General features: G+C 60.6%; 16 protein-coding genes, 1 pseudogene and 1 riboswitch. Of the genes and pseudogenes, 9 read left to right on the forward strand and 8 right to left on the reverse strand.

All coding sequences use genetic code 11. The features are described from left to right. A pseudogene (locus VFE81_RS14570) lies at positions 1-987 on the reverse strand (sugar ABC transporter); the annotation flags it as partial. A 245-nt stretch (positions 988-1,232) separates the two neighbouring features. Here VFE81_RS14570 and VFE81_RS14575 point away from each other — a divergent pair. Then, on the forward strand, positions 1,233-1,505 hold the full coding sequence (locus tag VFE81_RS14575) for a hypothetical protein (RefSeq protein ID WP_325045271.1): 273 nt from the start codon (positions 1,233-1,235) through the stop codon (positions 1,503-1,505). A 213-nt stretch (positions 1,506-1,718) separates the two neighbouring features. Next, positions 1,719-1,798, forward strand: a riboswitch (cyclic di-GMP riboswitch). A 56-nt stretch (positions 1,799-1,854) separates the two neighbouring features. Then, complete coding sequence (locus VFE81_RS14580; protein WP_414695594.1) at positions 1,855-2,715, forward strand: spherulation-specific family 4 protein; 861 nt, start codon at positions 1,855-1,857, stop codon at positions 2,713-2,715. Between the two features lie 136 nt (positions 2,716-2,851). Here VFE81_RS14580 and VFE81_RS14585 read toward each other — a convergent pair whose 3' ends face one another. The 5 genes from VFE81_RS14585 to VFE81_RS14605 all read right to left on the reverse strand — a co-directional run bounded on the left by VFE81_RS14585 (position 2,852) and on the right by VFE81_RS14605 (position 7,320). Next, entirely contained in the window at positions 2,852-3,703 is an 852-nt protein-coding gene (locus VFE81_RS14585) for an ABC transporter ATP-binding protein (protein WP_325045272.1), read from the reverse strand. Continuing rightward, entirely contained in the window at positions 3,703-4,446 is a 744-nt protein-coding gene (locus VFE81_RS14590; protein ID WP_325045273.1) for an ABC transporter permease, read from the reverse strand. The genes VFE81_RS14585 and VFE81_RS14590 overlap by 1 nt, the downstream gene beginning before the upstream one ends. Positions 4,447-4,458: 12 nt before the next feature. Further along, positions 4,459-5,079 carry a VOC family protein gene (locus VFE81_RS14595; protein ID WP_325045274.1) on the reverse strand — a complete coding sequence of 207 codons (621 nt, stop codon included), beginning with the start codon at positions 5,077-5,079 and terminating at the stop codon, positions 4,459-4,461. Between the two features lie 231 nt (positions 5,080-5,310). Continuing rightward, on the reverse strand, positions 5,311-6,279 hold the full coding sequence (locus tag VFE81_RS14600) for an ABC transporter substrate-binding protein (protein ID WP_325045275.1): 969 nt from the start codon (positions 6,277-6,279) through the stop codon (positions 5,311-5,313). Between the two features lie 120 nt (positions 6,280-6,399). After that, entirely contained in the window at positions 6,400-7,320 is a 921-nt protein-coding gene (locus VFE81_RS14605) for a fumarylacetoacetate hydrolase family protein (protein ID WP_325045276.1), read from the reverse strand. A 208-nt stretch (positions 7,321-7,528) separates the two neighbouring features. Here VFE81_RS14605 and VFE81_RS14610 point away from each other — a divergent pair, with 208 nt between their 5' ends. Continuing rightward, the gene (locus VFE81_RS14610; protein ID WP_325045277.1) at positions 7,529-8,233 is read left to right on the forward strand and encodes a GntR family transcriptional regulator; all 705 of its coding nucleotides are present in this window, start codon (positions 7,529-7,531) and stop codon (positions 8,231-8,233) included. A gap of 29 nt (positions 8,234-8,262) precedes the next feature. On the opposite strand, the gene VFE81_RS14615 is transcribed toward VFE81_RS14610, so the two are convergent. Further along, positions 8,263-9,201 (reverse strand): dihydrodipicolinate synthase family protein, encoded by a 939-nt coding sequence (locus VFE81_RS14615; protein WP_325045278.1) that lies wholly within the window; start codon positions 9,199-9,201, stop codon positions 8,263-8,265. A 39-nt stretch (positions 9,202-9,240) separates the two neighbouring features. Then, positions 9,241-10,197: an alpha/beta hydrolase gene (locus VFE81_RS14620; protein ID WP_325045279.1), complete on the reverse strand. Its 957-nt coding sequence runs from the start codon at positions 10,195-10,197 to the stop codon at positions 9,241-9,243. Between the two features lie 206 nt (positions 10,198-10,403). Between VFE81_RS14620 and VFE81_RS14625 the strand changes: the two genes are divergently transcribed. From VFE81_RS14625 to VFE81_RS14650, 6 genes are all read left to right on the forward strand, one after another. Further along, positions 10,404-10,832 (forward strand): VOC family protein, encoded by a 429-nt coding sequence (locus tag VFE81_RS14625; protein WP_325045280.1) that lies wholly within the window; start codon positions 10,404-10,406, stop codon positions 10,830-10,832. An 8-nt stretch (positions 10,833-10,840) separates the two neighbouring features. Further along, complete coding sequence (locus VFE81_RS14630) at positions 10,841-11,785, forward strand: 2-hydroxyacid dehydrogenase (RefSeq protein WP_325045281.1); 945 nt, start codon at positions 10,841-10,843, stop codon at positions 11,783-11,785. Between the two features lie 124 nt (positions 11,786-11,909). Further along, positions 11,910-12,935 (forward strand): porin, encoded by a 1,026-nt coding sequence (locus VFE81_RS14635; RefSeq protein WP_325045282.1) that lies wholly within the window; start codon positions 11,910-11,912, stop codon positions 12,933-12,935. Positions 12,936-13,139: 204 nt separating this feature from the next. Further along, on the forward strand, positions 13,140-14,180 hold the full coding sequence (locus VFE81_RS14640) for a porin (RefSeq protein WP_325045283.1): 1,041 nt from the start codon (positions 13,140-13,142) through the stop codon (positions 14,178-14,180). Positions 14,181-14,199: 19 nt separating this feature from the next. Beyond that, entirely contained in the window at positions 14,200-16,008 is a 1,809-nt protein-coding gene (locus VFE81_RS14645) for a hypothetical protein (protein WP_325045284.1), read from the forward strand. A gap of 109 nt (positions 16,009-16,117) precedes the next feature. Beyond that, positions 16,118-16,447, forward strand: coding sequence for a c-type cytochrome (locus tag VFE81_RS14650; RefSeq protein ID WP_325045286.1), 330 nt, complete (start codon positions 16,118-16,120; stop codon positions 16,445-16,447). Positions 16,448-17,389 lie beyond the last annotated feature (942 nt).

Raw genomic sequence — 17,389 nt, forward strand, 5'->3', positions numbered from 1 at the left:
CCACGCGACAACACCGGCATAGCGATCCGGTGTGATGTCGTCCGGCAAACGCGCCGAGAAATCGGCGTACTGGACGTCGTATCCCATGTAATTGAGCGGCATGGCCAGATCGCGCACACCGGCACTCAGGTCAAGCGGATCCTTGGTATCGCGGTCCTGCACGACGAGAATCTTGCGCGGCATCACTTCGATCTTGCCGATACCGACGATATCGCGTGCCTTGCTGGTGACGTAAGGCACGATGCCGGCGGCCACGACTTGTGCCGCCGTCTCGCGGGCGCACTGCCGGTCGCTACGGGCACAAAACTCCACGGACACCACCGCGACACCCGTTTGCCGCGTGAATGCACGCCCCGCTGCGACGCGCGCCGCACGCAGCGGTTCCGGGATTTCGACCGGCCGGCCGCTATCGTCGAGGCCGCGGACCAGTGAGTCCCCCACCACGGCGTAGAGCGACTTCGCATACGGCAGCGCGATATGCAACACGTCGGCGCCGCCAGCGACGAGGCGCGCCTCCGGATGAACCTCCTGGATGCGCCCGGCAGCCGCGATCGCGGCGGGCGTATCGAGCAGGAAGCCACGATAACCACGCCGCCACAGCGGCTCGATCTGATTGGCGACGAAGGCATCGACCGATTGAGCAGTTTCGGCTCCCGTGGTGCGCGCAATCCAGGCGGTATGACGCAACGGATGAGCGAGCGGATCGAAACCGCTAGCGGGATCGATCACGACGGCATCGAATGCTTGCAATTCACCAACAGGGGGATTTTCCGTGTAGAAGAAAGCGAGGTTCGGCTGTGCCGGTGCAATGCTGGTGGCTACGACCGTGGACTGCGGCGGAGCAACTTCGGCATGGGTCGAGAGCGGCGCCACGCTCGCCGCGCAGAGCGCGATCGAGATAAGGGTGTGTGTGAAAAGCCGCTCGCCTGGCCGGTCGGCAACCGCGCAAGAATTCCCGCCGGCGCGTGCCCCGGTCCGCTTCTTCATGGCCAAAATCTTTCCCCGTTTTGTTCTGAAGGCGAGCGGCGCAATCTCCAGGGTGGAGAAAAAAGTTCCGCTTACCGATTTTCGAGTCGACGCGATGGCATTATTTACACAACGTAAATCCACCGTTGTGTGGAACGCGAAACCGACATTTTTTTTGTTTGCCTCGTAAGGCGGTGAAAGATAGCACACGAAATGTGGCCTCTCAAGCAAACTTCGGACATTGCCGGAATAGGCAGCGTTAAATATTGAAAAACGCATTTCCTTTCAACCACGTTGCAAACGATTGCGCGCCTATACGCAAACGATTTCCCGCTGGTTACCCGCATCTGGCGCTCCGCAGGATTCTGCAAGGTGTTGGAAAATCACCAAAAATTGGAAATTCCGGCTTGCAGCAGAACCGCCGGCATGACATTCCGTGGACGCAACTGCAGCATCAGGTGTTCTGTCGACCCGATTTCCCATCATCGGTGGCGCGCATCTCCAGCCAGCCGCCGATTCAGAATAGTAAAATCGTCTGATCAATTAAAGAAAAATGCACAGGCGCGTGTTTTTTTCATTCTGCTTTCTACCGTTATTAACAGTTCTGACGAAAACACACTGGAGTCAGGCCGGAAAAGAACGATCTTCGTGGCACGCCACGACACTGGCGAAAACTGACGCGATCATTCGATTTGAACCCGCGCGTCGTAAAAACTTCGCCAGCCCCTAAAGGAATCGCCAGCATTGCCGTTAGCACGGTTGGGCAAACCCGGAGCGATCCGGCGACGCAAAACTATAGGGACTCCCTTACGGGAGTTCGCCAGTTGCCCGCCTTATCCATGGCGGGCCAATCGACAGCGGTTATCAAAAACCGTGTCAGGAGGCTAAATGAAGACGGTTCGGGGAACGCGCACGGCGCGGGTTGCCGCTTTGGAATCCGCTCACGGGATCCACCAGACGGCTCACGCCGGCAAGCTTCTAAAGAAAGTCCGATTGCTGGCATGCATGCTGGCAGTTTGCGCGCATGGCACGGCATTCGCGGGCAGTGCCGTAGTCAATCTTGTTGTGCCTTCCTACTTCAACGCAACCAGCAGCGTTGCGAACTGGAACACCCTGGCGACAACGGCTCGCAAGGTGCCAACCACGGCCATTCTGAATCCGAATAGCGGCCCGGGCGCCAAGGAAGATCCGAACTACGCAGCCGCCGTGGCCAAAGTCCGCGCGGCAGGCGGCAAAGTGTTGGGCTACGTATCCACGTCGTACGGAAAGCGCTCACTCTCCGCTGTCGTGACCGATATCAACGCCTACGTGTCGCTCTACAAGGTCGACGGATTCTTCATCGACGAGATGACGTCCGACAGCACGATCTCCCATATCCAGTTCTACCAGTCGATCTACAACTACATCAAAGGGCTGAACGCGAGCTACTCGGTAACCGCGAATCCGGGCACCAACATTCCGGAGCTTTACGTGAGCTTGCCGACGGCTGACCAGTTCGTCGTATTTGAAAGCAGTGCGAAGAGCTACGCGAGCTACAAGCCGATGAGCTGGCAAGCGGGCTATCCGAAGAGTCGCTTTGTTCACATGGTGTATGGCGCGAGCGCTGCGCAGTTGCCGGGGATCATGCAATACGCGAGGGCGCACGGTGCGGGCGCGGTGTTCGTCACGTCGCTGGGGGCGTCGAATCCTTACAAGGCGCTGCCGCCGTACTGGAGCGACGAGACGTCCGACGCAATGGCGCCGCAATAAAATCCGCGCACGATCTCGTGAGCAAAGGACCGACGAAAAGATGCGCGAACGCGTGGGCCTGAGGGGGTCCGCGCGTGCTTGTGAAGGACGCCCCACCCTCCACGATCGAAGGCAGTACACGTCTGGAACGCAAGACCTAAAACACCCCCATCAGCCTGGAAAGCGCCGAAACATACTCCCCGTAAAGCGGATCACTCTTAACCCGGTCAGGCTCCCGCGGCCGCGGCAAATCGATCTTCATATCGTGAACAACCTGTCCCGGCCGTTCAGACATCACCAACACCCGATCCGACAGGAACACCGCCTCATGAATGCTATGAGTGACAAGCAAAACCGTCAGCGTGCTCTGCTGCCAGATCCGCAAAAGCTCAACATTCAACCGATCTCGCGTGAGCGCATCCAGCGCCCCAAAGGGCTCATCCATCAACATCACCCGCGGCTCGAGCAACAGAATCTGCCCAATCGCGGCACGCTGCCTCATCCCACCAGACAATTCATGCGGATACCGGTCGGCAAATGCCGTCAACCCCAAGGTCTCGAGCAACGCAGGAAGCCGCTGCTCCACCTGCGCCCGCGGCACGTTCCTCAACTTCGCGCCTAACCGGATATTCGCGCCAACCGTCAGCCAGGGCAGCATATTGCTCGTCTGAAACACCACGCCGATATCCGGCACCGGCGCGGAAATCGGCTCGGCGCCGAGCAGAATCCGTCCGCCATCGCATGGCACTAGACCCGCCACCATCCGCAGCAAGGTGCTCTTGCCGCACCCGCTCGGCCCGAGGATCGATACGAACTCGCCCTGGCGAATCTGCATCGACACATCGTCGAGCGCGCTGAATGCCCCGGCCCCGCCCCGCGCGGCGAATCGCTTGCCGACCTTCTCGACGGAAATCAGCGCGGGCGCCGCTTCGTCGCGATGCAGGGGGTGAACCTGTGCGCCGGTTGCCGCGGCGCGCTGCACGATACGCAACTTGTCGACCAGTGCCATCAGACTGTCACTCCTCTCCACCACACACCGCGCGAAACCAGTTCGACGGCCCAGTAAAACAGCATCGCCAGTACGGTCACCATCAGGATCGCCGCGAACGACAACGCGGTCTGTGCGTTCGATGTCGCAAACACGATCAGATGCCCCAACCCCGACTCGGAACCGATGAACTCACCCACAATCGCGCCGATTACCGCCAATGGCATCGCGATCTTCAAACCATCGATTAATGCAGGCAACGCAGCGGGCAAACGCAAATGCCAGAAGGTCCTCGCCTGCGATGCACCGAGCGCCCGAAAATGCTCATCCAGGTTGCGCGGCACGCCGGCCAGGCCGCCCATCGTCGCAATCACAATCGGAAAGAAGGCGAACAGCACGGCCGCTGCCAGCTTCGAGGCGAAACCATAGCCAAACCACACAATCAGCAACGGCGCGAGCGCGATCTTCGGCATGCTCTGCAACGCGGTGACGAGTGGAAACAGCGTGCGCCGCGCGAGACTCGACATGCTCGCCAGCAAACCGATCGCCAGACCGCCGATCAGCGCCAGCGCGAAACCGGCGAACACTTCCCAGGCGGTCGCCAATGTATCGGACAGCAACTGCCCGCGCATTTCCCAACCGGCAGCGAATACCTGCGACAACGCCGGCAGCACATATTCGCGCGTGCCTGTCCAACGCACGCCGAATTCCCAGATCAAGCCAATCACGATCCAGAACAAGACGGTTTCGATCAGTCGCTTCATGAGGTTTCCGAATTATTCGTTATCGGGCGGATCGGCTTTCGCTGAATCTTGGGCTGCAGGCTGCGCGGGTTCCTGTGCTGCTGCTTGTGCTGCTGCTTGTGCCGATTTTTGCGCGACCAGATGCGGCGGTGGCGGCACGACGAAGCGCTCGAAGCGGTACTGGTCGAACGATTCGATGGTGCGCTCCCACACCTGTGGTTCGTGCGCATCGCGTTCGCCGATCTGCGTCATCTCGCAGTACACCTCGACGTTATTGCCGTCCGGGTCCTTGAAAACCAGAAACAGGTTATTGCCCGGACCATGCCGGCCGATGCCGCGGACGATCTCGACACCATGCTCCTGCAATACCTTCACCGAACGCTCCATTTCTTCGTAGCTGTCGATCAGATACGAAAAGTGCTCGAGGCCAGGTCGCGAGTAGCGCGGCAGATCGTTGAAGTCGGCGGAATCTTTCGGCAACTGCGCGAGCGCGAGATCGTGGTGATCGCTGCCGGCGCGCAGAAACACCATCTGGTCGCCGATCCAGTCCGACACTTTGAGGCCTAGCACGTCGGTATAAAACTGCGCGGACTTCTTGATGTCGCGCACCATCAGCACCATGTGTCCAAGCCGCTTCGGACGCAAACTGTTCATTACCTGTCTCCTGTGTCGACGGGAGTTAGTGCTTTAGCACTTACTCCCGTCCCATGCCACGTAGTGGCGGTCGATCGGAGTTAGTGCTTTAGCACTTACTCCCGTCCCATGCCATGTAGTGGCGGTCGACGGGCGTTAGTGCTTTAGCGCTTACTCCCGTCCCATGCCATGTAGTGGCGGTCGATCAGAGTAAGCGCGTCGTGTAAACGAAGCACTTACTCCCGAACGCGTTTATTCGACGAACTGATTCGTATAGAGATCGGCCGGCTTCACTTTCGTGCCGGTGCCGAACGCACGCGCCACAAACGCCGCGGTTGCATCCATACGCGCGGGACGCAGCCAGCCGGTTTTGTGCTGCGCGGGATCGTCGGTGATCAGGCCATTGGTTTCGACGATCTGTTGCAGCAGGATCGCTTTGTCGAGCACCGGATAAAGCGCGCCGATCGCATCAGCGGCTTCTTGCGGATGCTCGCGCATCAGCGCATAACCACGATAGGTCGCCGCGACAAAACGTTTGACCACGTCGGGATGCTGAGCCACGAAAGTATCGGTGGTCACGATGCCGTTACCCATCATGTCCAGACCAAAATCCCGGTAGTAAACCTTGCCGAGCTGCTGCCCCGCCCGCTTCGCCAATGCTGCTTGCACGGGCAGGCTCGCGCCTTCCCAGCACTCGGACAGGTCGATCCGCTTCTGCAACAGCGCGGTATTGATCACCGCCGGGTCGAGACGCACGGTCTTGATTGCGTCGGGCGCCATGCCGTTCTGCTTCAGCCACGCGGGCATGATGTTCTGCACCGGCGAGGCACCGCCGCCGCCAAGCGTCATCCCCGACAAATCCTTCAGTGTGTTCACCTTGAAGCCGGGCCGCTCGAGATAGCACATCGCCCCCGGCCAGCGCGTATTGATCGCGCCGACCATCACCGCATGTCCGCCATGCGCGCGGTTCAGCATCACGCTGACGGGGTCGCCGTAGCCGAATTCGAACAGGCCCTCATCCACTTCATTGACGGTGCGCTGACCGCCGTAACCACGCATCACGCTGACGTCGAGTCCGGCCTCGCGGTAGTAGCCCTTCGCTTGCGCAAGCAGAATGCCGCCGGTGCTGCCCTGCGGCAGCCACGCCAGATTGACGCGCACTGCATCGGCCGCGTGGGCGCTCGTAAAGAGCGCCGTGGCTGCCCATGCAACTGCACTCAACGCAGCCTGCTGTTTCAGTGGCTGTACCAGCCGTCGTATCGCGCGCCGTACCCGCTGCAACATGTCGTGTTCCCCGTCTTTGAGTCGAGTGAGTGGATAGCGCCGCGAGCCTGATTGCGCTCAGCCGGCGACCAGCGGATTCTCGATCGAACCGATCCCGTCGATCGAAGCGACCATCACGTCGCCCGCCTTCAGATAAATGCCGCGCCCCATGCCGACGCCGGTCGGCGTGCCCGTCGCGATCAGATCGCCCGGCTGCAGCGTGAGAATCGTCGATAAATATTCGATCTGCTCGGCGATATTGAAAATCATCCCGGACGTATTGCCGTCCTGCATCATTTCGCCGTTCACTGCGAGGCGCATGCGCAGATTCTGCGGCTCGGCGATGCACGCGCGCGGCACAAACCAGGGGCCGAGCGGACCAAAGGTATCGAAACTCTTGCCGCGAAACCAGTCGTGTTTGAACGGATAGTCGGTGCGGCGATTCAGGTCGCGCGCGCTGACGTCGTTGAGAATCGTGTAGCCGGCGACGTAGTCGTAAGCGTCTTCTTTGGCGATGTGGCGGCCGCTCCTGCCGATCACCACGGCCAGTTCCACTTCCCAGTCGACCCGCTCCGCATGCGGCGGAATCACGACGCTGGCGAGCGTCGGCACCACGCTCGTTTCGGCTTTCATGAACATGTACGGCGTGCTTTCCTCACGCGGCGCCAGTTCGGTGCCCATCTCCCGCGCGTGCTCGTAATAGTTCGATGCCGCCGCGAAAATGCGCCGCGGCTGGTAGGGCACACACAGCGTGTGGCCGGCGAGCGGCGCGACATCGAGCGTGCCCGCCTCGATCGCACGCGCTGCGGCTTCGAGCCGTTCGACGGTCGCCACGCCGCCGGCCTCCCAACCGGCGATCAGCGAGCCGACATCGGCGAGCGGCGCCTCCGAAGCGTTTTGCTTCAGCGCCGCGTGTGCGTCGTACAGCTTGCCGCCGACCGCCAGGCCGGTGGCGGTGCGGCCATTCAATTCATAAGTTGCAATACCAAACCAGATCACGTGTTGCCTCGCTTTTTGTGTTTGTAGGGCGTTAGTTAGTTGCTGTCGAGGGGTCAATAATTAGTATACATTCAGTCATTTATGTATTTTTATTAGAATTATCGTATACACCGATCAGAGTGTGAACACGTTCGCGCGTACACTGCATGGGCCTGCAGAGGCCGGATATGCGCGGTGGCGATTGAGGCGGTTGGGCCGCTGGCGCATAATGGGGCCACTTGCTCACGGTTTCGCTCAACCCACCACCATGACGATGACGACGCTTTCCTCCAAGATCTACCGACTCCTGTGCGACGAGATCATCGACGGCACGCTCGAGCCGGGCCAAAAGCTCGAAGAAGCCGCACTCGCCGAGCGCTTCAACGCCTCGCGCACGCCGATCCGCGAAGCACTGCGCGAACTTGCCGCGCGCGGCATGGTCGAGCTGACCCCGCGCAAGGGCGTGGTGGTCGCGCAGTTCAGCATCGACGAACTCGCCGACATGCTCGAGGCGATGTGCGAACTCGAAGCGCTGTGCTGCCGTTTGAGCGCGCAACGTATGAGCCTCGTCGAGAAGAAACAGCTCGAAGAGCTCCAGACCGAAATGAACGCCGCGATCGCGCGCGGCGATGAAACGGAGTACTTCCAGCTCAATCGCGAATTCCACGAACTGATCTGCAAGGGCGCGCAAAGCAAATCGCTGGCGTCGATCATGTCCGTACAACGGCAGCGTCTGGCGGGCTTTCGCGCCGCGCAGCCGGCTTCGCCGTCGCGCTTCGAAGCCGCGACCGACGAGCATCGCGAGATCGTTTCCGCGATCCTCAACTCCGAACCGGAACGCGCGTACAACGCCATGCGCGACCACACGGCGCGGCTGTCGATCGTCGTGCTCGGCCGGCTCAAGCGGCAGCGCATTGAGCGCGAGAACGCCTGAGTCGTTGCGCGCGCTGTGTCGCTGCATGCTCACGCAGCCACCGCCGCCATCGAAGGCATCGAAAAATCCAATGCCTGAAGCTGCTGCAACAGCGCGCCGGACTGCGCCGGATTCATCGGCGTGAGTGGCGGCCGCACGCGGGTCCATTCGGGATCGTTCGCGAAGTGCGCGACGATGCTTTTCAAAGCGGGGATCATGGGTTGAGCTTGCACCGCCAGGCGAACGGTCGCGACCTTGCCTTCCCACACCCCCCTTTCTTCCAGCGACGCCGCGTTCAGCAGGCTCGCAATCGCATGCGGCTGAATATTCGCCGTCGCCGAAATGCAACCGGCCGCGCCGAGCGGCAGCGCTTTGCCGAGCAACGCCTCGGAAGCTGGAAACACCGCGAAGCCGGGAAATTTTTCTAACGTCGCCTGAGTGTTGGCCCAATCCCCCGAACTGTCCTTGATGCCCACCACCGTTTGCGGATACGCCTCGATCAACCGCTCGATCAGCGTGTGCGTGATCGGCACGCCGGTGAACTGCGGGATGTGATACAGCAGCACGCGTAGCTGATCCGAACCGACTGCCTGAATCACATCGGAGTAGTACGCGAACAGGCCGTCGTCGCTGACACCTTTGTAGAAGAACGGCGGCAGCATCAAGGCGCCGGCGCAACCGGCTTCGGTGGCGTGACGCGTCAACGCGATTGCGTCAGGCAGGGCGCATGCGCCGGTGCCCGGTAGCATCTGCAAAGGGTCGATGCCGGCTTCGATGACCTGGTCCAGCAACCCGTGACGTTCCGTGAGACTTAGCGAGTTGGCTTCGCTATTCGTGCCGAACAGCGCGAGCCCGGCGCCCTGCCCGACCAGCCACTGACAGAAGGCGACGAAACGCGCTGCATCGACGCCCAACCCGGCGCTGAACGGCGTAACGACCGGCGCGAATACACGCGGCTTTGCAAAAGCAGACGGACGGCTGACGGACATGCGGATCTCCTGATTGGCTAGACGGATAAACGTGGACGATCACGCGCTGAAAAAATCGAGCATCGCGTCGCCCAACAGCGTCTCGCCCGAATCGAAATGCGCGACTACCGATGTGTGGTTGTGCCGCAGCATCTGCATGAAGCGCGGTGCACGTTTAGCCACCGAATCATCGGCGCGTTGACGCGCTTGCAGCACGCGCTCGAAAAAAGCCGCACCGTAGGCGTCCAGATAAGGGTTCTCGTATTCGGCGACGACTACCATCAGCGGTGCGTGGAAATGCGCCGCATGGGTCAATGGCGAACGCGCGGCGTAGCGTGTCTCGTCGGTGCCGAAATAGGCCCGCACGCCTGCTGCGTTCGGGTTGTCGGGAAGCACGTCGGCGGCGAGCCGCGCGCTAATGAGTACGGCGCCGGCGATAGCCGAAGAGCTCTCGCGTAACCCGGCAAAGAGCGGATCGCATAGATACGTGGCGACGTGTGCGCCGCCTGCCGAATGGCCGACCAGAAAGATTCTCTGCGGGTTACCACCGAATTCAGCGACGTGTTTCAGCGCCCACGCCGAAGCGGCGGCGACGTCGTCCCCGCCCGCGGGATAGGACGCTTCAGGCGCGAGCCGGTACTCGACATTCAGCGCGACGCAGCCCTGCCGCGCAAACCAGCGCGACACGTTGTCGTAAATGAGTCCGTTGAAGCTCTTGCTGCCGCGCAGGAACGCGCCGCCGTGGACAAACAGCACCACATCGGCATTGCCCTTCTTCCGCGTCTCTGAAGCGGCAAACACGTCCAGACGCTGCCGCTCATGTCCGCCGTACGCAACATCGCGCGCCACCTCGAACGACTCCCCCGCATCCCGCGCCGCGGCTACCAATGGCGAATACGCGTCGATCACCAGATCGCGATGCGTATTGATATCGCGCCCCCACACTGGCCCGATCTGCGCAAAGCGCTGCCTGAGCGTGGCGGAAAGACTACCTAACGGTTCCTGCAGGGTGTGCATCGGTGGTCCTCAGACAGTGCGGCGAGTCGTCGCTAGCGGCGACGACCGGCGTATGAGGATCATTCTGGTATATCAATTTGTTTTTGTGTATACATTTATTCTACGTAGTATACCTGGTGAAGTTGCGGACACACTTGATTCACAGTCACGACAACCCTCACTTCGCCGACAGGCGATTCATCTCCAGGACAACCCAAGGACATCTCATGGACAAGCTCCGCCACATCGCGCTTTCGGTCGAAGATCCGGAAGCCGCCGCGCAATTCTTCGAGCAGGCCTTCGGCATGCGCCGCGCGGGCAACGCGATGCGCGGCATCTATATGACGGACGGCACGATGAATGTGGCGCTCCTCAACTTCAAGGACGAAACCGTCCCCGGCTATGCGGGGCTGAAGGATGTGCGCGGCGTGATTCACTTCGGCATGTGGGTCGATAACGTCGAAGACACCGCGGCGCGCGTGGTCGCGGCGGGTGGCACGTATCTGACGGGACGCCACGAAAAAGATCCGAATGTGTTCTACGAAGTGAAGTACCGGATGCCCGACGGCACCGTGTTCGACATCACCGAAAACGGCTGGAAAGGCGCGGTGAAGGACGTGGCGCCTGCCGCGCAAGCCTCTGATCCACGGCCATGAGCGCGGTCATGGGCGGCAGGCATGTGCTGGCGCTGATCGCGTTGCCCGACGCAACGCTCGACGCGCTGCGGCGCGACTACACGCTTCACTATCATCCCGACGGTTGGGGCGATGCGTTGCCAGCCGGCGTTGATCCAGTGAACCTGCGCGCGGTGGTGTCCAACGGCTCGACCGGCTTGTCCGACGCGCAGATGGCCGCGCTGCCCGCGCTGGAGATCGTCAGCGCGTTCGGCGCGGGCTACGAGAACGTCGACGTGGCCGCCGCCGCGCGACGCGGCATCGTCGTCACCCATGCGCCCGGCGCGAATGCGGCGACTGTCGCCGATCACGCCATCGGCCTGCTGCTCGCGCTCGCACGTGGCTACGCGCCGCTTACCGAGGCGGTACGCGCCGGTCGTTGGCGTACCTCGCGCACCGAGCGTCCGACGCTGACGGGCGCGCGACTGGGGCTAGTCGGGATGGGACGTATCGGCAGGCTGATTGCGGCGCGTGCGCAAGGCTTCGACATGACGCTCGGCTATCACGGGCGACAGCCGCATGCCGATGCGCCAGGCCGTTACTACGCGGATCTGATCCAGCTTGCCGCCGACAGCGACTTCCTCGTCATTGCCTGCAACGGTGGCCCGTCGACGAAACACCTGGTCGAACGCAAGGTGCTGCAAGCCTTGGGGCCAGCCGGCTATGTGGTGAATGTCTCGCGCGGTTCGGTGCTCGACACGCAGGCGCTGATCGACGCCCTGGCTCATGCCGCGATCGCCGGCGCGGGACTGGACGTAATCGAAGACGAACCCGAGGTGCCCCCGGCGCTGCTCGATCATCCCGACGTGCTCATCACGCCGCACATCGCGGGCCGCTCCCCCGCTTCATTGATTGCCCAGCGCGACGCGTTGCTCGCCAGTCTGTCCCAGCACTTCGCACAAGCACCTGTCGAATTCGCGGTGCGCGCCGCCTGAAACGTGGCGGCGCAGTTTCGCGCCGCCACCTGCCGCTTCATTGCCGTCTCGTTGCCGCCTCGCTGATGTCCCGCTGATGTCTCGTCGTTGTCTCGCTGTTCCCAACCGCACAAGAGGATCCGCCATGAACGTTCGATCGTTGGGCGCGCTCGCGCTCAGTTGCGCCGCCGCATGGGGACTCGCGTCCCATGCGGTCAAAGCGCAAACGTCTGTCACGCTGTATGGGCTCGTCGGGCTCGATGTCGCCAGCAGCAAACGCAGCAACGGGCCGGCCGCCGCAATAGCCGAACAGAGCCCCGGATTGACGGCACCGTACTGGGGTATCCGTGTCAACGAGGACCTCGGCGCCGGCTATCGCGCAATCGCCGTGCTCGAGAGCTTCTTTCAGCCGACTAACGGTGGCGTCGGCCGCACCGCCGCCGATCCGTTCTGGGGACGCAATTCGTACGTCGGCATCGCCGGGCCATTCGGACGCGTGACGCTTGGACGGCACACGAATCTGCTCTACCTCGCCGAGCAGGCGGTCAACCCGTTCCAGGCGTCGATCCTGTTTTCGCCGCTTGTGATGCAGACCTTCACCGCGCCGTACGGCGGTGCAATTGTGGGCGACACCGTGTGGAACAACGGCATCCAGTACACCAGTCCCAATCTGAACGGGCTGACTACTACCGCGGTGTATGCGCCCGGCGGCTTCGCAGGCTCGGACGGCACATACAACACCGCGTTATCGACACTCTATGCAGGCGGTTCGCTCACCGCTGTCGCGACCGTACAACGCACACGCGTGGTCGCCGGTGTGGCGTCACCGACACAGAACGCGTACATCGTCGGCGCTGCCTATGATTTTTCGCTCTTCAAGCTGTATGGCGCAGTGCAAGGCCTGCGTACCGATTCGACCAACATCGGTGCGCATACCTACGAAGCCGGCCTCTCGGTGCCGTTGACCTCGCAACTCACCGCGCTGGCGGAATGGGCGTATACGCGCCGCACAGCCCCGAAGAACACCGTCTCTGCCCGCAATACCGGCTCTGCCGGCCTCGACTACTTCCTGTCGAAACGCACCGATCTGTACCTGGTGACCGTCTACGACAAGCTCTCCAGCTATGGCACCGCGATGACGTATGCAGCCGGAATTAGGCATCTGTTTTGACGCGCGATGCCATCAGGGTCAACCCGCTATAACCAAACCGTTGTTTTGTATAAAAAAATAAAGCTCGGAATCCAAATTTTGCCGTGGGTATAATTTTTTTCAGTTTGTGTATACACGACAGAAAAAGGATGTAACCGCGGCTGTCGCGCGCGACGACAGCACTCTCTACCACACGAAAAGAACAACGATCTGTTTGGAGATTGAATGAAAAAGAAAGCACTCGTGTCAGGCGCCGTCATGCTCGCATGCGCCGGGGCACACGCTCAGTCGAGCGTCTGGCTGTCGGGTTATGTCGACCTGAACATCGAACATCTGATTTCTTCCGGCTCCGGCGGAAACATGACCCGCATGTCGAGCGGCGGTCTGAACAACTCGCGCTTCAACTTGAGCGGCGTCGAGGATCTGGGCGGTGGCAACAAGGCGGTATTCACCATCGAGCCGATGTTCTCCGCGAACACCGGCGTACAGTCGACGCAGTTCCGCCAGTCGTTCGTGGGCCTGAAAGGCAACTGGGGGGAAGTGACGATGGGGCGGCAATTCACGCCGTCGTACTGGATTGCGGGCTACGCCGATCCGAGCTGGGCCGCCGACTTCAGTATGGTCAACAACATGGAGTTCTTCTACGCGTCGTATCGCGTGGACAACGCGATCCAGTACAAGACGCCGACTTTCTACGGCTTCACCGGCCGGATCATGGCGACGACTGGCGTGGGCGACAGCACCCGCGCGGGGCGTTTCCTGAGCACCAGCATCGACTATCGCCACGGGCCGATTTTCCTCGGCGCTGTGAGCGAGTTGCAGTACACGCGGGATATCTTCAAGTCGTCGCAGATCCATTCGTCGCGCGATAACTATTTCGCTGCCGTCTATAAGTTCGGTGGCTTCGAGCCAACGCTGATCTATCACACGTACAACGGCTACTACGCGTATCCGCCCTACGTCGCGTTCAACTCGCAGGGTTGGGACGCGCAGATCGGCGCGCGCTGGAACATCGACGGGCGCAACCGTTTGTATCTGAGCATCGTGCATCGTCACGACGACAACAACACGAGTATTTCCAGCGCCACCGGCGGCGTGATCGGCTACATCTACGGTTTGTCGAAACGGACCGACCTGTATGCGACTTTCGCTCACGTGAAGAGCCAGCACGATGTGCCGGTCGCCTACCCTGTGACGTTCCAGGAGTATCCAAACGGTGGACAGAATCCGAGCGGCTTCCAGTTCGGGATTCGTCACGCGTTCTAATATAAAAAGGAGGAAGCCAATGCTTCGCAAACGCAATCTGAAATCTACTCTCGCGACAGGCGTCCTGTTGACCTTCGTGTCCGCGGCGGCTTGTGCGGCCGCGGAAGGCGCTTCGGCGACAACGGTATCGAATGCCGCGGCATCGGCCGGCGCGGCGTCCGCAACACAAGCGACGCCCGGCACACCGAATGTTAAGGATCCCTATCTCGCCCAGTGGCTGCGCCTCACTCCGGATCGCCGGCCTGTCCCGCTCAAACCGGGTGTCGACTACGGCATGGACCCGGCAACCGGCCAGTTCGTGTGGCCGAAAGCCACCCCTGAAGTTCACCAGGGCCAGCACTTCCCCGGCGAAATGACCACCTGGGATAAGAAGAGCTATGCCAAGGACGTCAAGGTTCTGGCCTTCTACCCCCTCGTCGATTCGCCCTTCCACGCCTGGAACAATATTGCCGACTTCGACGGCCACCGCTATCTCTACATCCACGACCGCGACTATTTGCGGATCATGGACGTTACCGATCCCGCCAACGGCAAGGTCGTGTTTTCGCAGGGTGGCACGTGGGGACCGAAAGGACCGACCGAAAAGTTCGACCCGAACAATGTGCACGACTATCTCGGCGGCGCCACCATTGTGTGGAGCAAGAAGCTCGGCAAGCCGGTGCTGGTTGCCTCTTTCGAAATTGGCCGCTACGGCTTGATGACCGACAAGAGCGAGCAGCCTGACAAGGTCGAAGCACAGCGCCACTACAACTCGCTCAAGGGCTTCAAGGTTTTCGAAATGGACGGCCCGTTGCCGAGCCAATGGAAGCTGATCGCGACACGCACCACCGACTATAAGCACCCCGACGCGCCGGTCGGTCAGCAGCAGGGTTCGGGCTCGCTCGATGCGCCTGAATATTACGGCGGCAAGTACATGATCCTGTCGGCTGCGCCGGACGACAGCTACGGTTTGACCGAGTACCCGAACTACCTGTATTCGCCGGGCTATCAGGTCTGGGACATGTCGGATCCTGCCGATCCGAAGTTCGTATCGCAAATCTCGGTGCCGGGGCAGAAACTCGGCAATGATGCCGACGAACAAGCTTATCTGACGAATCCGCGCGCGGGCAATCGCACCTCGTGGATGGGCTCGCGTATTCCCATCTTCCTGCCGAAGCCTTTGGAAGAAGGTGGCAAGATCGGCTTCGGCGCGATGGGTGGCTTGGGTCTTTATTCGTTCGACCTGTCCAACCCGGCCAAACCGAAGGTGCTCAGCAATGTGAACACGGCACCTAGTTTCGCAGGTACCGAGTACGACAACGCTGACGTCAGCCAGTACGAACGCACGGGCTTCGTGCTGACGAGCGGCTATCCGATGAATCGCGATTGCTACGAGCCGTACAAGGACATTTTCGTCGTTGATGCCCGCGATCCGTCGCATCTGAAGGTGGCAGGCAAGCTGCCGCAGCCGACGCCGCCTGAAGGCGCGCCGTTCACGAGTTTCTGCCAGCGTGGCGGCAACTTCGGTCCGAAGCGTTCGAATGCGATCGGTCAGCCGGGCGGCTCGCGTCAGGGCGTCATTCCCTACTCGTTCTATAACGCGGGCGTACAGATTTTCGATGTACGCAATCCGGAGAAGCCGACCATCGCAGGGTATTTCGTGCCCGCGCTGGCGGATGAGAGCGAGCTGCCGAGTTATACCCTCGGCAAGGGTGTACTGGCGATTTATACCGAATACGACCGCAACATCATTTGGGCTTTTACGGAGAATGGCGCATATGCGTTGTCGACGCCGTTGCTTGGGAAGCCTGTGATTGGCGCTCCGGCCAAACCGTGGCCGCCCCGGTAACGCGGTTGGGTCTGTCCATTCTTCATGTTTGTTGTTGAGCGCTTTGCCCTGCCGGCGGATTTCGTCGGCGGGGTTTTTTGTTTTTTACTGGGATGAAATTGTGAGAGGGATGCTCGTTTTTGTTGTTGCACTGGCTGGGGGGTGGTGCGGGAGCTCTTTTGCTGCGCCGCCGGGTGGTGAAGCTGTTACTACTGGTCGCATTTCTGCTAGCGAGCAGACTTGTCGCGCTTGTCATTCGATCGATACGACGAAGGTCGGGCCTGCTTTTAGGGCTATCGCCGAGCGGTATCGAGGAGACTCGGATGCGGTCGCGAAGCTCGAGAAGAGCATGTTGGAAGGGAGTTCCGGGAAATGGAATACTGGGGCGAAGATGCCGCCTAATGCGATTTCGGCCGCTGATGCGGAGCGGTTTTCGTATTGGATTTTGGGGATTAAATGAAGATGGGGTTTTGCCTTTGGCGGCGGCATTTTTTGGTGTGGCTGGGGTGATTGTGGTTTTTTTGCTTTGTTTGCCTGCGTGGCGGTTGTTCGTCTGTTTGCCTACGGCGTTGGCCTTTCCTTGATCTGGCTTTTTGGCCTTTTCTTGATCTGGCTTCCTTGGCCTTTTCTTGAATTCTTATTGGTTTATTAGCGTCGCCCCTGTGCGGGGCAGGCACCTACTTCTCTTTGCCGCCGCAAAGAGAAGTAGGCAAGAGAAAGCGGCTCAAACCGCGAATTCTTAAGCGGGTCCCCCGCACAGTTGCGGTAGTGGCGCATCTGGAATCTGTGTTCTCGCGCACTCTACCTTGGTGACAAGGCAATCATGCTTCCCGCCTCGCACTACGTGCTCGCCGGAAGGGTCCATCAGAAATCAGGGGCTTCGTTTGGGCGTGGTGGGGGCCATCGGCTTCGCCTCGGCGAAATGCCAACAACGGACCCAGCGTTTCGGAGTCACCGCCGGCACCCAATATACCTGGTGGCCTACGAAGCGCCGCTGGGCGTTAAAAACGGCGAGTGGTTTTGTAGTACTACCGAGCGAAAAAAGGCGGCGTGGGGTTAATGAAATACCGCGTCGGCGCGCGCAGCGCCGCCGGAAGTATGACGCCTTTGTCACTGACGTCGAATGTGCGAGGGCACAGATTCCAGATGCACCACTACCGCAACTGTGCGGGGGACCCGCTTAAGAATTCGCGGTTTGAGCCGCTTTCTCTTGCCTACTTCTCTTTGCGGCGGCAAAGAGAAGTAGGTGCCCGCCCCGCACAGGGGCGACGCTAATTAACCAATAAGAATTCAAGGAAAGGCCAAAAAGCCAGATCAAGGAAAGGCCAAAGACCAAAGACCAAAAAGCCAGATCAACGAACAACCGCCGAACAGGCAAAAAAAACATCATGCCAATTCAGTA

Source organism: Paraburkholderia sp., from assembly GCF_035656215.1.
Taxonomy (GTDB): Bacteria; Pseudomonadota; Gammaproteobacteria; order Burkholderiales; family Burkholderiaceae; genus Paraburkholderia.

What these genes read in the sequence shown, in the direction of transcription:
- VFE81_RS14585 (WP_325045272.1), bottom strand. Translation starts at nt 3,703, where the DNA reads ATGGCACTGGTCGACAAGTTGCGTATCGTGCAGCGCGCCGCGGCAACC.
- VFE81_RS14640 (WP_325045283.1), top strand. Translation starts at nt 13,140, where the DNA reads ATGAAAAAGAAAGCACTCGTGTCAGGCGCCGTCATGCTCGCATGCGCC.
- VFE81_RS14625 (WP_325045280.1), top strand. Translation starts at nt 10,404, where the DNA reads ATGGACAAGCTCCGCCACATCGCGCTTTCGGTCGAAGATCCGGAAGCC.
- VFE81_RS14630 (WP_325045281.1), top strand. Translation starts at nt 10,841, where the DNA reads ATGGGCGGCAGGCATGTGCTGGCGCTGATCGCGTTGCCCGACGCAACG.
- VFE81_RS14635 (WP_325045282.1), top strand. Translation starts at nt 11,910, where the DNA reads ATGAACGTTCGATCGTTGGGCGCGCTCGCGCTCAGTTGCGCCGCCGCA.
- VFE81_RS14610 (WP_325045277.1), top strand. Translation starts at nt 7,529, where the DNA reads ATGGGGCCACTTGCTCACGGTTTCGCTCAACCCACCACCATGACGATG.
- VFE81_RS14590 (WP_325045273.1), bottom strand. Translation starts at nt 4,446, where the DNA reads ATGAAGCGACTGATCGAAACCGTCTTGTTCTGGATCGTGATTGGCTTG.
- VFE81_RS14615 (WP_325045278.1), bottom strand. Translation starts at nt 9,201, where the DNA reads ATGTCCGTCAGCCGTCCGTCTGCTTTTGCAAAGCCGCGTGTATTCGCG.
- VFE81_RS14580 (WP_414695594.1), top strand. Translation starts at nt 1,855, where the DNA reads ATGAAGACGGTTCGGGGAACGCGCACGGCGCGGGTTGCCGCTTTGGAA.
- VFE81_RS14650 (WP_325045286.1), top strand. Translation starts at nt 16,118, where the DNA reads ATGCTCGTTTTTGTTGTTGCACTGGCTGGGGGGTGGTGCGGGAGCTCT.
- VFE81_RS14645 (WP_325045284.1), top strand. Translation starts at nt 14,200, where the DNA reads ATGCTTCGCAAACGCAATCTGAAATCTACTCTCGCGACAGGCGTCCTG.
- VFE81_RS14620 (WP_325045279.1), bottom strand. Translation starts at nt 10,197, where the DNA reads ATGCACACCCTGCAGGAACCGTTAGGTAGTCTTTCCGCCACGCTCAGG.
- VFE81_RS14595 (WP_325045274.1), bottom strand. Translation starts at nt 5,079, where the DNA reads ATGAACAGTTTGCGTCCGAAGCGGCTTGGACACATGGTGCTGATGGTG.